This window comes from Desulfocastanea catecholica, assembly GCF_054657295.1.
Genome location: NZ_BAAHYZ010000002.1, coordinates 44721 through 58928, shown reverse-complemented (window position 1 = coordinate 58928; position 14208 = coordinate 44721). Strand labels below are relative to the sequence as shown.

The 14208-nt window shown below is 50.9% G+C and carries 11 protein-coding genes; 4 read left to right on the top strand and 7 right to left on the bottom strand.

Annotated elements, in window-relative coordinates; genetic code table 11:
- Nucleotides 1-12: 12 nt before the first annotated feature.
- Genes ACYQ8U_RS01940 through ACYQ8U_RS01925 form a run of 4 tightly spaced genes read right to left on the bottom strand, consistent with a single transcriptional unit; the run spans nucleotide 13 to nucleotide 5954 of the window.
- Nucleotides 13-1344, bottom strand: coding sequence for a 5'-deoxyadenosine deaminase (locus ACYQ8U_RS01940; RefSeq protein WP_459943826.1), 1332 nt, complete (start codon nucleotides 1342-1344; stop codon nucleotides 13-15).
- Between the two features lie 2 nt (nucleotides 1345-1346).
- Nucleotides 1347-3752 (bottom strand): xanthine dehydrogenase molybdopterin binding subunit, encoded by a 2406-nt coding sequence (gene xdhB / locus ACYQ8U_RS01935; RefSeq protein WP_459943825.1) that lies wholly within the window; start codon nucleotides 3750-3752, stop codon nucleotides 1347-1349.
- Nucleotides 3706-5193 (bottom strand): xanthine dehydrogenase small subunit, encoded by a 1488-nt coding sequence (xdhA, locus tag ACYQ8U_RS01930; RefSeq protein ID WP_459943824.1) that lies wholly within the window; start codon nucleotides 5191-5193, stop codon nucleotides 3706-3708. The genes xdhB and xdhA overlap by 47 nt, the downstream gene beginning before the upstream one ends.
- The gene (locus ACYQ8U_RS01925; RefSeq protein WP_459943823.1) at nucleotides 5190-5954 is read right to left on the bottom strand and encodes an XdhC family protein; all 765 of its coding nucleotides are present in this window, start codon (nucleotides 5952-5954) and stop codon (nucleotides 5190-5192) included. Before ACYQ8U_RS01925 ends, xdhA begins: the two co-directional genes overlap by 4 nt.
- 376 nt (nucleotides 5955-6330) lie before the next feature.
- Here ACYQ8U_RS01925 and selD point away from each other — a divergent pair, with 376 nt between their 5' ends.
- From selD to ACYQ8U_RS01910, 3 genes are all read left to right on the top strand, one after another.
- Nucleotides 6331-7377, top strand: a complete 1047-nt coding sequence (gene selD, locus ACYQ8U_RS01920; RefSeq protein ID WP_459943822.1) for a selenide, water dikinase SelD — start codon at nucleotides 6331-6333, stop codon at nucleotides 7375-7377.
- 14 nt (nucleotides 7378-7391) lie between these two features.
- A complete protein-coding gene (gene yedF, locus ACYQ8U_RS01915) occupies nucleotides 7392-8015 on the top strand; it encodes a sulfurtransferase-like selenium metabolism protein YedF (RefSeq protein WP_459943821.1) in 624 nt (207 codons plus the stop codon).
- A gap of 210 nt (nucleotides 8016-8225) precedes the next feature.
- A complete protein-coding gene (locus tag ACYQ8U_RS01910; RefSeq protein ID WP_459943820.1) occupies nucleotides 8226-8741 on the top strand; it encodes a universal stress protein in 516 nt (171 codons plus the stop codon).
- A 148-nt stretch (nucleotides 8742-8889) separates the two neighbouring features.
- On the opposite strand, the gene ACYQ8U_RS01905 is transcribed toward ACYQ8U_RS01910, so the two are convergent.
- From ACYQ8U_RS01905 to ACYQ8U_RS01895, 3 genes are all read right to left on the bottom strand, one after another.
- Nucleotides 8890-10431, bottom strand: a complete 1542-nt coding sequence (locus ACYQ8U_RS01905; protein WP_459943819.1) for a methylenetetrahydrofolate reductase C-terminal domain-containing protein — start codon at nucleotides 10429-10431, stop codon at nucleotides 8890-8892.
- 417 nt (nucleotides 10432-10848) lie between these two features.
- Entirely contained in the window at nucleotides 10849-11727 is an 879-nt protein-coding gene (gene serB, locus ACYQ8U_RS01900; RefSeq protein ID WP_459943818.1) for a phosphoserine phosphatase SerB, read from the bottom strand.
- A gap of 89 nt (nucleotides 11728-11816) precedes the next feature.
- Nucleotides 11817-12434 (bottom strand): DUF1295 domain-containing protein, encoded by a 618-nt coding sequence (locus ACYQ8U_RS01895; RefSeq protein WP_459943817.1) that lies wholly within the window; start codon nucleotides 12432-12434, stop codon nucleotides 11817-11819.
- A 307-nt stretch (nucleotides 12435-12741) separates the two neighbouring features.
- Between ACYQ8U_RS01895 and ACYQ8U_RS01890 the strand changes: the two genes are divergently transcribed.
- Nucleotides 12742-14067: an acetyl-CoA hydrolase/transferase family protein gene (locus ACYQ8U_RS01890; protein ID WP_459943816.1), complete on the top strand. Its 1326-nt coding sequence runs from the start codon at nucleotides 12742-12744 to the stop codon at nucleotides 14065-14067.
- The last annotated feature ends 141 nt before the right edge of the window (nucleotides 14068-14208 follow it).

Below are 14208 nucleotides of genomic sequence, written 5' to 3'. Positions count from 1 at the left end.
GACAAAGTTCCGCTAAAGCAGGCCGACCCTGTTCATGACTCGACTCAGACTCTCCGTCGAACTCGCTTTAAGTCTCGGAACATCAATGGTCAAAAGCTGCCGGTCTCTCATCACGATTTGCCCATCCACCATGGTAAGATGGACATCGGAGGCAGTTGCCTGATAAACCAGCTGCGAATAAACATCCACATGTTCGTTGGGCCACGTGTGTAATCCTTGCAGACTAACGACTGCTAGATCCGCTTTTTTCCCGACTTCCAAACTTCCCAGATCGTCTTGATGCCCAATGGCCCGAGCTCCGCCGAGGGTAGCCAGTTCAAACACGCTTTGTGCCGGCATAACCGTAGGCCCATGTAACGGCTTTTGCATCAAGGCCGCATGGCGCATTTCTCTGAATCCGTCCAGGTTATTATTGCAAGGTGCCCCATCTGCACCCAGGGAAATCTCTGCGCCGCGTTGCATCATTTCATGAATCGGTGCAATCCCCGAGGCCAATTTCAAGTTTGATGAGGGGCAATGGGCAATTCGCGTCCTGGTCTGAATCAAGATGTCCTTTTCTGCTTCATCCAGCCAAATGCAGTGAGCGAGGATGAGCTTCGGGCCCGTTAAACCGGCCTTATCTAGATACATGATATTGCGCATTCCCCGCGCGCGCTCGACAAGCTGTATTTCTGTCAGGTTTTCTGAAGCGTGGGTATGCACAAAGGCATTTTTTTCTCGAGCAAGCCGTGCAACCTCTCTTAATAAGGTATCGGTACAGGAAATAACGAAACGCGGTGTGAACGCCACTTCCAGGCGTCCATTCCCTTTACCGTGATATTTCTCATATAAATCGACGCTTTCCTGGATGGACGCCTCGGTCGTCTCCCGTAAAGTACCTGGAATATCCTTGCTGCAGTCATCCATCATGACCTTGCCTGATAAGGCTCTCAAACCAGTAGAGAGAATCGCCTCAAAAGCGTGTTCCGTATGATGGACGGTTTCCATATCGACAATCGTTGTTGTTCCCCCAAGGAACAATTCGCCAATGCCAAGTAAGGCGGAATCATAAAGGGATTCGGGATCATGCCCACCTTCAAGTGGCCAAATTTTCAATTTAAGCCAATCCAAGAGTGCTAAATCATCCGCCTGTCCCCGAAACAAGGTCTGACAAAGATGAATATGGCTTTGAATCAAGCCGGGTATCAGCAAATCCCCCTGGAGATCGATCACTTGATCGGCAGGTTCTTCAATGTCCCCTCCAACCGCCACGATGCGCGATCCATCAACCAGCAGATCACCTTGAACAAGCTCACGCAGTGCATTCATGGTTACTATCTTGGCATTCTTAAAAAGAATACGCATACCTAATCCCACCCATTGCCTCTATGTAAATGGCTCTCTCCTCCGGCTGAAGAAGACATCGCCTTGCCTACGTGCAATACACGACATTCGCTAAAAAGCTTCCTTGCTGCTTTCAGAATCACCTCGTTGGAGGCGGGCAGCTCAAAATCGGGTTCAAGGATGTGCTCTGCAATGGAGGCAAGGGCATCCTTAATGGCCAGCCAAACGGAGAAGGCCAGCATGAACGGCGGCTCGCCAACGGCCTTACTCTGCTTAATGGTATTGGGATTGGCAGCATCCTCAAGCAGGTTCACCCGGAAATCAGCGGGTATATCCTGTACCGAAGGAATTTTGTAGGTGTCGGGACTATGGTTGAGAAGATGGCCCTGGGGAGTCCACTTCATCACCTCGGTGGTACACCAGCCCACGCCTTGAATAAATGCGCCCTCAACCTGTCCAAGGTCAATCTGCCTATTCATCGATTTTCCGGCGTCGTGCAGAATATCAGTGCGAATATTCCGGTAGTGCCCTGTGAGCATATCCACCTCAACCTCGGCCACGGCCATACCAAAGGCAAAGTAGTGGAAAGGTTTTCCCCGGCCCTGGTCTTTGTCGAAATGAATATCGGGGGTTTTGTAGAAACCCGAGGCGCTCAGGCTGATCTGGTTGAGGTATGCCGAGGAGATCAGCTGGGTAAAAGCGATACTGCTCCCAGGGTAATTCCTGTGAAACACCCTATCGTGCTGGAACACAATATCTTCTTCCCTGACGTCGTTGCCAACCTGTTGCGATACCAGCTTTGCCGCCAACGGTACAAGCCTTGTCCTCAACTTCTCTATGGCGTTCTTAACGGCCATCCCATTCAAATCGCTGCCCGATGAGGCCGCTGTTGCTGAGGCATTGGGCACCTTGGATGTGTTAGTGGCACTCACCTTGATGTATTTGGGCGATACGCCCAGCTCGCTGGCGGCCACCTGCAGCATCTTGGTATGTAACCCCTGCCCCATCTCGGTTCCACCGTGATTAACCAGCACGGTTCCATCCTGGTAAATGTTAAGCAACGCGCCGGCTTGATTGAGAAAGCTGGTGGTAAACGCTATGCCAAACTTAATCGGCGTTAACGCCAAACCGCGCTTAACGTATGTGTTTTTGCGGTTAAACTCATTCACGGCTTCTCGTCGCTGGAAGTAGCCCGAGGATTTTACCAATTGGTCATAAATGGTAAGTAGCCTATTTTTTTCAACCTTCTGCTCGTAGTGCGTGGTATTTCGATTTTCGAGCCCATAGAAATTGACATACCGGATTTCGGCGGAGTCCTTCTTAAGGTATCGTGCAATGCGGTCGATGGCATTTTCAATAACCGCCATTCCCTGCGGTCCTCCAAAACCGCGAAATGCGGTATTGGGTGGCATATTGGTTTTCCAAGCCTTACCAACCACCGAGATATTGGCAATGTAGTAGGCGTTATCGGCGTGAAAAACGGCTCTGTCCAGAATGGCCATCGACAGGTCGGTGGCTGCGCCGGCATTGGCGTTTAGCCGCAAATCGTAGGCCAGAATCCGCCCATCATCATCAAAACCTATCTCATAGGTCGACATAAAGGGATGGCGTTTACCGGTCATTATCTGGTCGTCGTCGCGGAAAAGATGTATCTTTACGGCATGCTGCGTATACCTTGCCAGTATTGCCGCCCAGGCAGCCACGTGGGTGGCCTGGGTTTCCTTGCCGCCAAAAGCACCGCCTATTCGGCGGGTTTCCACAACTACCTCGTTGCTGGCCACACCCAGCACCTTGGCCACAATGGCCTGCGTTTCGGATGGGTGCTGCGTTGAGCTGAACACATTCATCTCGTTTTGCTCTCCCGGAACGCAAAGACAGCTCTGGGTCTCGAGATACCAGTGCTCCTGCGCTCCCGTACGGAGCGTTCCTTTTAAGCGGTGTGTCGATTGTGCTAAACCCTTCAGGACATCACCTCTGTTGATAATCCGGACCGTTCCAAGCATCGCACCCTGTTCAATGGCCTGCTCAAGGGTGGTGATTGCGGGTAACTCCTCAAATTCAATGTCAATAAGTTTTGCCGCTTGCTGGGCAATCTCTCTACTCTTCGCTGCGATAAGCGCAATGGCTTGCCCGACAAAGATTACCTCGCTATCGGCCAGGCAAAGCTCATCATGCACCACGGGTCCCATCTGATTTTGTCCAGGAATGTCCTTGGCCGTTAGTACGGCACAAACCCCTTCCAACCCTTCCGCGTTGGAGGTATCGATTGAGAGAATACGCGCGTGCGCAAACCTGCTGTAGAGGATATAGCCGTGCAGCGTATTGCTGCCGTCATCCATATCGTTGACGAAGATGGATTCACCGCTTACGTGCTTCTCGGCACTATCGTGATGGATTTCGTGGGGATTCATGCTCGTGGGTTTCGTCAAAGAACTTGAGCAGGAGGTTTGAGGCGGCAATCCTGCGCGATTGTGCATCGGAACGTGCATCGGAAAGGGGTTGGAAATCATGTTCAACCATGCCCATGGCCTTTTCAATATTCTCGATGCTCCAGGTTTTACCTTGCAGATAATCTTCGGCCTGCCATGCCCTTTGGGTCTTTGCGGCCATTCCTCCATATGCCAGTTTGATGCTGTTCACAGTTTCTTGGGCATCCTTTATCAGGGCAAAGGCTGCGCTGACGGTTGAAATATCCACATCCTTTCGCCTCGACACCTTATATGATTTCACAACTAAACCGCTTGCAGGTTTTGGGATGGTAACGCTATAGATCAGCTCATTGGGTTGGAGTGCGGTTTTGCGATATCCGGTGATGAAATCCTCAATGGGGAGTGTTCGGGTAGATGTATCGGCATGAATCAAATTAACGGAGGCGTTGTAGGCAAAGAGCAGCGGCAAGGTATCGCCAATGGGCGAGGCGGAGCCAATATTTCCGCCCAGGGTTGCCCTGTTTCGGATTTGCAGGGAGCCAAAAACCGACAGCATGCTATAGAGGGCGGGTAATCTGTCCTGAGCAAGACTTTTGATGCGCTCCATACAGAGTCCGGCTCCAAAAGTGAACTGCTTTTCATCCTCGCAGAATTGGTGCAGCGGCTGCACTGCCGAAATATCGATAATCAGGGGAAAATGTTCGCCTTTCTTGGTTTGGCGAAGGGCCACATCGGTAGCCCCCGAGACGATGAGCGCATCGGGATACACCTTTCGGAGTGTTAGCGCGCTTTCGAGGCTTGATGGAAGAAAGTATTTTTGCCCCTTACCCGTCAGCTCAATATCGGCATCATCACGAGTAATATCGATGAGAAGAGAGTGAACCTCCTTTTCATTCGTGGTGAATTGATCGTCGACTCGATGCTCACAGGCCTCCTCGGCGGCGTGCACAATGGACTTATACCCAGTGCAACGACAAAGATTTCCTGTAAGGGCATCGACAACAACCTCGCGCGAGGGCTTAACATGATTCTTGAACAGCGCAAAGGTTGACATGGCAAACCCGGGGGTGCAGTAACCGCACTGTGTTCCGTTGTGGGACACAATGGCCTGTTGTACCGGATGGAGTATCTTGTTACGGTTGTCTCCTCGGCTGAGGTTTTCAACGGTAATCAGCTGCCTGCCGTGAATCGAAGGCAAAAACAGCAGACACGAATCGATGGCCTGATAGGTGAGCCTGCCATTCTCGTCTGGGCTGGCCACAACAACCGTACAGGCACCGCAGTCGCCCTCGGCGCACCCCTCCTTAACGCCCTTGTGGGTATCGAGCGAACGTAGGTAGTTGAGCACGGTTGTGCTGGGTTTCAGGCATGAATCGCTGGTGAAATCTATCCGCTGCCTCTGTCCATCAAGCAGGAATTCGATGTAACTGGAACCACTCATACTTTCTGTTTTTTATTGCGCACATCAATAAGCTTGGCCAGAATGCTCACAGCAATTTCCTCGGGGGTTTCAGCAGCCATCTCGAGGCCGATGGGCGTGTCGAAGCGGTTGAACTCCTCCTCGGTGAAATGCCCCTCCTTCAGGAAGATATCACGCACCTTGGCCACCTTGCCCCTGCTGCCAATCATCCCCAGGTAGGTGCAGGGCTTTTTACCTAGCCGCTTGAGCAGCTCAAAGTCCTGCTCGTGGTTGGGGGTCATAATGGCAACGTAGGTGTTCTCGCCGTACTCAAGGGTTTCAAGCAATTCGTAGTAGTCGCCCTGCAGAAAACGGAAGGTTGCCTTTTCTTCATCCGATACTATAGGTCTGAAATCGATCAGGGTAACATCAAAATCAACCCTGTGGGCAAAACCAGCTAGAGCCTTGCCCACGTGACCCGCACCAAAAATGTACAGTTTTGCACGGTTGCCCAGCGGTTCGATGTAAACCTCCACACTTCCACCGCATTGCATACTCAGGTCGGCCTCGAGCTGGAAAATCTTCTTCTTCGCCTTGCTGCTCCGGCCAATCTCCTTTGCCTCCTCAATAACCTGCCGCTCAATGGCTCCACCGCCAATGGTGCCGTAGGTGCAGCCAGTAGGGCTTACCAGCATTTTAGAGCCAATTTTACGAGGAGTTGAACCTTTTGTGTCGGTAACTATGCAGAGCGCGGCAACTTTATGCTTTGCTAAAAAATCGTCGATTTGCTGGTAGAAACTCATATCAAAGGTATTTAAGGACGAGGTTAGGATGAAACATGTTTTTTGTCAACACTCTCCAAAATGAAACAATTCATTGAAATGAAACCCTAACTATCATAAAAAAGCACCATAATTATCACCATAAAAGAGATGCAGCTACACTCATCCCATAAGTACTGCTTTGTTTTTTCTAATTTTACTTATAGCAAAATCCAATCCGTCAGCATTGCAGTATACATATTACCTATTTGTTTTTTAAGGTGGTAAGGGGTACAGGTTTAACGACTTTGCAGCAGCGTTTATTTCGTTTGCAGAGAGGCTTTAAAAAACGACAGAAACACCACTATGCGGTGAAAGATGTGCTCTGTCCATTAAGTAGAGGGAGTAGAGGGGGAAAATGCACGATAAATCGATTCGCCTGACAAGCTGCGTGAAAGGTGGCGGCTGAGCCTCGAAACTTGCTCCAGGGGACCTGGAACAAGCACTCAGCGGCATTACATTTCCGACTAATGAAAACGTTCTGGTCGGTATGGCCACCTCGGATGATGCCGGGGTCTATCGCGTATCGGAGGAGCTGGCCCTGATCCAGACCCTGGATTTTTTCACGCCAATCGTAGACAACCCGTACGATTTCGGGCGTATTGCCGCTGCCAATGCCCTCTCCGACGTCTATGCGATGGGCGGCATCCCGAAAACAGCGATGAATATCGTCGCCTATCCGATGGGCAGCATGGGTCGGGAACCCTTGCGGGAAATGCTCGCCGGTGGTGCGGCGACATTGGCAGAAGCGGACACGGTTCTGCTCGGGGGACACAGTGTCGAAGATGAGGAATTGAAATATGGCCTGTCGGTCACCGGCTTTGTCCATCCGCTAAAAATTCTCACCAACCAGGGCCTTCGTGCCGGAGATTGTCTGGTGCTGACCAAACCACTCGGCACAGGGATACTTAACACGGCAATCAAAGGCGGTCTGGCGTCGCAGGCGACCATCCGCCAGGTAACCGAGGTGATGGCCACCCTGAACCGCAAGGCGTCCGACATTCTCACCGAGTTTACCGTGTCAGCCTGCACCGACATCACCGGCTTTGGCCTGCTCGGCCACATAGCCGAGATGATCGCTAGCACCGACATAGGAGTGATCATTGACGCGAACAAGGTACCGGTGCTGGCCGAGGCCTATGCATTCGCCGCAATGGGCTTTGTGCCGGTCGGCGCCCATAGGAACCGGGAATTCAGAAAGAACATGGTGCTGGCAGCTGCCGATTTTGACCCTGTTCTTCGTGACATCCTGTATGACCCGCAGACGTCCGGCGGGCTGCTGATTGGTTGTACGGAAAAAGATGCCCCTGCCCTGGTGCGCAGGCTGCACAATGAAGGAATCGAAACGGCGGCGGTGATCGGTTTTGTCACCGAACGCCTGAAAAATACCATACAACTTCAATGATTGAGAAAACGGCCATGAAAAAAACAATTGATGCCTGCGGTTTGACCTGTCCCGCACCGGTTTTACTGGTCAAAGACGCCGTGGAGCAGACCAATGCGCAGGAACTGACAGAAGGATTGACAGTATTGGTGGACAATGCTGCCTCCCTTGAAAATGTACGCCGTTTTTTAGGTTCCAGGGGATATTCGGTGACCGATAGCCACGAAGGCGGCGTGTACAGACTCGAAGCGCGATGCGACGGGAACAGTCCAGCTGTTCCTGCGGAAAAAACCGCCGTACATGCAGAAAAAGCGGCGGAGCAAAAGGTTCTCGTCCTGATCACCAGTGACTGTCTCGGCTCCGGTGATGACGTACTCGGCGGGAAATTGATGGTCAGTTACCTGAAGACAATCAAGGAGATGGGCACGGAACTGTGGCAGCTTATCTTTGTTAATAGCGGCGTCAAACTGACCATTGCCTCCTCGCCCGTTCTCCCTGAATTACAGGAGTATGAGAAATCCGGGGTGATCATTTTTGCCTGCGGCACCTGCCTGGAGCATTTTGGCCTCACCGCTGAAAAACAGGTTGGCGGCTCGACCAATATGCTCGATATCGTCACCGCCACCCAGCTCGCCGACAAGGTTATCACCATCAGCTGACCAACCTGGGTCACCTCTCTGGTTATGACGCCGAATCAAATTCTTGTTGTTATTATCTATGAGTCGATATATTTTTATGAAATTCCTGAGATTTTTTTGTCTTGGATAATTACATATTGGTGACAAGCATGATCTTTATCCACACGATGAAGAGCAGGCACCACAAACTGCATCTCTGATGCGCTTCGTTTCAATGAGGAATACTGCATTATGTCAAATAAATACAAAACGATCCTTTTTACATCAAATCTATCGGCGGCCAGTCGTGCTGCTTTCAAACAAGCCGTCATGCTGGCGACTCAGTTTGACGCCAAGCTTGTTTTGCTTCATGTCATGGAAGGACCTTCCAGCAGCTATGAAGGCTATATGGCTAGTGTCTTTGGTCAGGATAAATGGCAGCAAATATTAAAAAACAACAGGGAAGAAGCCAAGCATGCCCTTATCGGCAAGGTGACTCCCAGACAAATTGTGCGGACAGCCCTCAGTGAATTCTACAAGGACAAAAAAGAAGATGAAAACTACGCCATCCCCAACTATGAGATTGTGGTCAAAGATGGCGATGTGATCGAAGTAATCCTTCAGCAAGCGGCTGAATGTCAGTGTGATCTGATTGTCATGGGTGCCAGCGAGGGATTATTGTCCGGGATTTCCGTTGGCCATCACATAAAATCAGTACTGAAAAAATCAAAAGTCCCGGTCCTGGTTGTACCTGCGAACCTTGGTTAAAGAACAGAGTCGGGCAAACAAAAAAGGCAGGAGTCAATTTACTCAATGACTTCTGCCTCTTTTTGATTATACAAGGGGTGTTTCCCGCTGAGTGGAAAACGGGAATACTTTGGAATAATATGGAGTGATTACAGTGTCTTTCTGCACGTTAAAGCGTCCGTGCCGGTGGTTCCGCAGGTTTCTGGTGATCCCGTTCGAGATGAAAGTTAATCCATGAAGAGGTGTCCTTCAGTTCCCAGAGCCGGGGCGGGACAAAGGCGCAGGTGAGTTTTTCCGCCTCGCCATGTTGTTTCATCCGCCGGTAGGCCCGCACCCAGACACAGAGCTTATCACTGTTCACCTCACAGAAACCATCCTTGCTGCCCCCACAGGCGCCATTTCGCGTATGCTTTGGGCAACCCGACTCGGGGCAGAGAAATCCCACGTGCTGGATGCCGCAATCGCCGCAGCTCTTGCAGGAGAGCATCAGCTTTTTAAATGGGTCCTCAAGAAACACCTTCAACAGCCAGGAGGCCTTGTTTTTCTCCAGAGAGCTGGAAATCTTTTTATACATCGGGGCAAGAGAGGCGCCCTTATCGAAGAAGAGATCGTGAGCGGCACGCAGGAAAAGATAGTGGCAGCTTTCGCTGAACTTGACCTTTATGGCATCCTTGCCGGGCAGAACCGATTGTGCAGTTGTCTGTTGTTGTGTTGGTTGCTGTGTCGGTTGTTTATACAGGTAAAAACGGTTCGGTTCGTTCTCGCGAAACTCTTCGATATAGTCCTGCCAGTTATGTTCAATCACCGCCATCCGGTCGAGAATCCTCCCGACGGTCTCAAAGTTGTCATGGATGCCGCCAAGGTGAATACCTTTATAGCCGAGTCCTTTTAAAACCACACCCAGCCGCGCCGTCCGCTCTATCGCCTGGGGCATGCCTCCGCCATCCTGATCCCATTCCTGCATCACCGTATTGCAGAGCCTGTCGGTGACATGAACACCGGGAACTCTGCCGGCGTGCATCGCCCGAGCCGATCGTTTATCAAGCAGATAGAGCGAGGCAAGAACCGGCGTATCGATGTTCTTGTCCCTGTTATACTGCAGTAATTCGTCATATTTATCGATATCGTAGCCTAGCTGGGTGATGGCAAAAGAAGCCCCCGCCTCAATTTTCCGTTCCATTTTCTTGTACTGGACCCAGGCCTCGGCTTCGGTATACTTAAATGGCGAGACGGCACAGCCGGTGACAAATATACTGGAATGTCCTGACTTAATCAGTCGTTTATTGAGGTCTTTCAGCATCGAGGTAAGAATGACCGAATCAAAGTCAAAAACCGGTAGACCAGCCCCGCCGAATCCCTTGCCGGAGTAGTCACCGGTCAGGGCGAGGATATTTTTCATGCCCATATGGGCAAGCTGCAGCGCCCGGCTTTCCATGCCGACCCGATTGGTGTCCCGACAGGTGAAATGGACAATGACATCCATGCCATTCCCCAGGATCTCATGGCCAAGGGCATCGGGGCTCAGTGCCGGATTGCCGCCGGGGTTATCCGTTATCGACACTGCGGTGATTCTGCCATCCGCGGATGCATCTTTGGAAATTCCGGTAATAGTGTCGATGGTTCTGCCACTCGATTCACGACCGGGAACCAGTTCGAGAGTTACGACAAATTTATCTGGAGTTGAAATATCATCATTGAAATTGCGAATCACGGAAACATCTCCTTGTTGCCCGACAGGTGCGGTAAAGCCCCGCATTGCTGCCGGTAATCATGCATATCCTGCCTCCGAATATGTCGGCAAGGATGCCATAAATCCTATCACATTGTTTCATCCGACATATCCGGTGCGCTTTCCATCTTTCGAGTGAGAATAAGCAATAATAATTCCCAACCTTGTCTTACAATATACATTGTATGTCACGAAAGTACAGAGATTTACAAGAAATTAAGAAAAATAAACTATACTAAATTTTTTATAATTCAGTTCATCACATTTGATGAGAAAGCGACGCAGAGAGAAGTTTAAAGGGTTACGGTATATTACAATGTGGTATTTTTCAACAAGGGACCAAAACCTGGCGCAAAAAAGAGCCGCCCTCTTCTCCAAACAGGGAAAGAAGTGGGCGTGTTAAAAATTTTCATACCCTTGCGCATAGAGGAGAGCAGTCAGATCGCCATGAATAATATTGTTTGCCACCCGCTCCCTGAGATAAGGTTTCGGATGATAGCCGACACCCAGCCCCGCGGCGTTTATCATGGCCAGATCATTGGCCCCGTCGCCAATAGCCAGGGTCTCTGCGACATCCAGGCCATATTTTTCCCGGTAATAGTGGAGAAAAGACAGCTTGGAGTGGTGATCAAGGATCGGCTCGCACACCTTACCGGTCAAGCGGCCTGCCCGGATTTCAAGAGTGTTGCCGTGACTGACCTGAAAACCGAGTTTTGCTGCGACCGCTTGGGTAAAACAGCTAAATCCGCCGGATGCGAGCACACACCGGGCTCCATGGCGGCGCATTATGGTGACGAGAAGTTCCGCACCGGGCATAGGCTGTATGGCTGCAAGAGTGATTCGCAATGCCTCTTCCGGCAGGTTTGCCAGCATCGCCACCCGGCGTCGCAAGGCTGTCTGGAAATCGAGCTCTCCCCGCATGGCCTGGTCGGTAATTGCGGCGATCTGTTCTTTTAAACCGCATTGCGCGGCAAGCTCATCGATGGTTTCCCCGACGACCATGGTATTATCCATGTCCGCAACAAGGAGCATCTTTCGCCTGGTCTGGTTATCAGGAACAATGAAGAAATCAAGCCGATCTTCAGCGAAAAGCGATTCCAGCTGCAGACGTACGCCACGGTCCGGCCATGCTGACAGGTGGACATCCGCGGCCTTGCCGGGCGACAGCCAGTGAATCCGGCGAACCTTCATGGGAAGACATTGTTCAACTTCCAGCAAGTGGTTGCTCAAAAGCGGTCTTTCTTTGTCGGAAGAGACCAGGGTAAGAATACAGTCCATATCGGATAACTTATCGTTTGTATTTAGTTTTTATGATGCTTCGCATCAAGGGCAATATCGGTTTCGCACAAAAAAACTTCCGCAACGTTTCATCGCCAGAATTGTCTCAGCCATTTCCAGGGGAACAGCATCGATACCCGCCGGCGATACCGGCGATACCTGTCACCATATTGGGCGACAATTTTTCTTTCCTCAAGCATTGTACCGATGACCAGGTAGATACTCAGGATACAGGCGACAAGAAAGACCGGCTGCGGATACTCCGGCAAGATTGTCCAGAGCAAAATCAGCGAGCCAAAATACCACGGATGCCGCGTAATAGCGAAGACTCCCGTTTCAGTAAATTGTTCCGTGTCGCTCAACAGAAGATGCTCTTCCCCCGTCTGCAGCTGTCTCAGGCCCAGGAGATAGTGTATATCATACTTCTCGGCGCCTCCCTTAAACAGCAAAAATACCAGCACGAGGAGAAAAATACGTACAGGCATGCCATACCCTTGCCAGGCGATTATCACCGGCCCGTCCGCCGTTCGGGTGACAATGATCAAGGGAACGACAGTGACCAGAGAAAGTCCGTTATAAAGAAGACGATAGTAACGCGTCAGACCGGGTATGCGGCCTTTGAGGAACCCGGCAACAGAGGTATCAATCAACATGGAATGCATGATACACCAGCATATCCAGAGGACACAGAGTAAACCGACGTTCATGAAATTTTCTCCCGAGAGTGACATGTTGCATATGTAATTAAATTTTATACGGAGCAGCCCTGGTTCACAGCAGGTTCTCTCTGCTCTCTGTTGTTTGCAAAGTATAAACTATCCCCAAGTTCTTCCCGTTCAGCGGTAGTAGGTTCTAAACTTAGATCGTCTCAGAAAAACCCGCGGTCAATAATCAGCATCCAGCCGATTGCGAACAAGTCGGCAAATATTCTATCTTTAGAGCCACTGAAACTGGCCCCTTCGCCCGGTGGCTGATGGGTGAAAAGATACACATACCATGCAAAAGGAGAATGCCGTGAGATACGCCAAGACATACAATAGCAAGTTGATGACGTCCAGTGAAGCAGTGCAGACAATTAAATCCGGCGACTGGGTCGATTACGCCTGTTTTCTCGCCACTCCTATTACGCTCGACAAGGAACTTGCCAAAAGAGCCGGAGAGGTTGAGAATGTCAAGATCCGCGCGCTCGGGTTTCCTGGTCTCGCCGCAGTAGCCAAGGCGGATCCGGAAGGTCAAAGTTTCAGCTACAATAGCTGGCATTTCACCGGGGCCGACCGCAAACTCCATGACTCAAAGGTCTGTAACTATATCCCGCTGCTCTACCATGAAGGGCCGGGCTATTACGAAAAAAACGATATTTCCACCGATGTCATGCTGCTTCGCACCACGCCCATGGACAGCAAGGGAAATTTCAATTTTGGCGTTTCCAACTCTTTTACCAGGGCACAGATCAAGGCGGCAAAAAAGGTCATCGTCGAGGTCAACGAGAACATGCCCTATTGCTACGGCGGCAATGAGGAGCAGGTGCATATCTCCGAGATTGATGCCATTGTCGAAAGTGATAATGAGGATTTATTCTGCCTGCCCGAGCCGACTATCACCGATATTGACCAGCAGATCGCCGAAATCGTCGTTTCTCAGATCGAAAACGGCTCCTGTCTGCAGCTTGGCATCGGAGCCATGCCCAATGCCATCGGCAAGTTGATCGCCGCCTCGTCATTGCGCGACCTCGGGGTGCACACGGAAATGCTCTGCGACAGCTTTGTCGATATCTACGATGCCGGCTGCATTTCTAATCGCAAAAAGAAAAACGACGCCGGGAAATTTGTCTATACCTTTGCCCTCGGTTCAAAAAAACTCTATGATTTTCTCGACCACAATTCGTCCTGCTGCAGCTTTCCAGTAGACTATACCAACGAGCTGGGAAAAATCTCCGCCAATGACAAGGCCATTGCCATCAATAACGCCCTGGAAATCGACTTGTTCGGCCAGGTTTCTTCAGAATCGTGCGGTACCAGGCATATCTCCGGAACCGGCGGGCAACTGGACTATACCTACGGCTGTTACCACTCCCGCGGCGGCAAGGCCTTCATCTGTCTTTCGTCCTCGGTGGTGGAGAAAGACGGCACCAGGCGGTCACGGATCAGACCCTTCCTCGATCCGGGAACCATCACTACCCTGCCGCGGGTCATGGTCAATTACGTCGTCACCGAATACGGCTTGATCAATCTCAAAGGAAAGTCGACCATTGAACGGGCCAAGGCACTGATCTCCATCGCCCATCCTGATTTCCGTGACGAGCTTAACGAACATGCCAAAAGAATGAATATTCAGATGTAGGCGGTGTTTCCGCGCCCCGGTTAAGGAAACCGGGGCGTTCCAGGTTTTCTCTCGCTTGACCATTAAGAAAATCCATACAGGCAAGCAGCGGTCATCCGGCACGGAAAACCTTTTGACGACAGTAAGTGACGAATTCTTTTA

Coding starts and splice junctions, on each gene's coding strand:
- ACYQ8U_RS01910 (WP_459943820.1), top strand. CDS start 8,226: ATGTCAAATAAATACAAAACGATCCTTTTTACATCAAATCTATCGGCG.
- ACYQ8U_RS01940 (WP_459943826.1), bottom strand. CDS start 1,344: ATGCGTATTCTTTTTAAGAATGCCAAGATAGTAACCATGAATGCACTG.
- ACYQ8U_RS01925 (WP_459943823.1), bottom strand. CDS start 5,954: ATGAGTTTCTACCAGCAAATCGACGATTTTTTAGCAAAGCATAAAGTT.
- yedF (WP_459943821.1), top strand. CDS start 7,392: ATGAAAAAAACAATTGATGCCTGCGGTTTGACCTGTCCCGCACCGGTT.
- xdhA (WP_459943824.1), bottom strand. CDS start 5,193: ATGAGTGGTTCCAGTTACATCGAATTCCTGCTTGATGGACAGAGGCAG.
- ACYQ8U_RS01895 (WP_459943817.1), bottom strand. CDS start 12,434: ATGAACGTCGGTTTACTCTGTGTCCTCTGGATATGCTGGTGTATCATG.
- serB (WP_459943818.1), bottom strand. CDS start 11,727: ATGGACTGTATTCTTACCCTGGTCTCTTCCGACAAAGAAAGACCGCTT.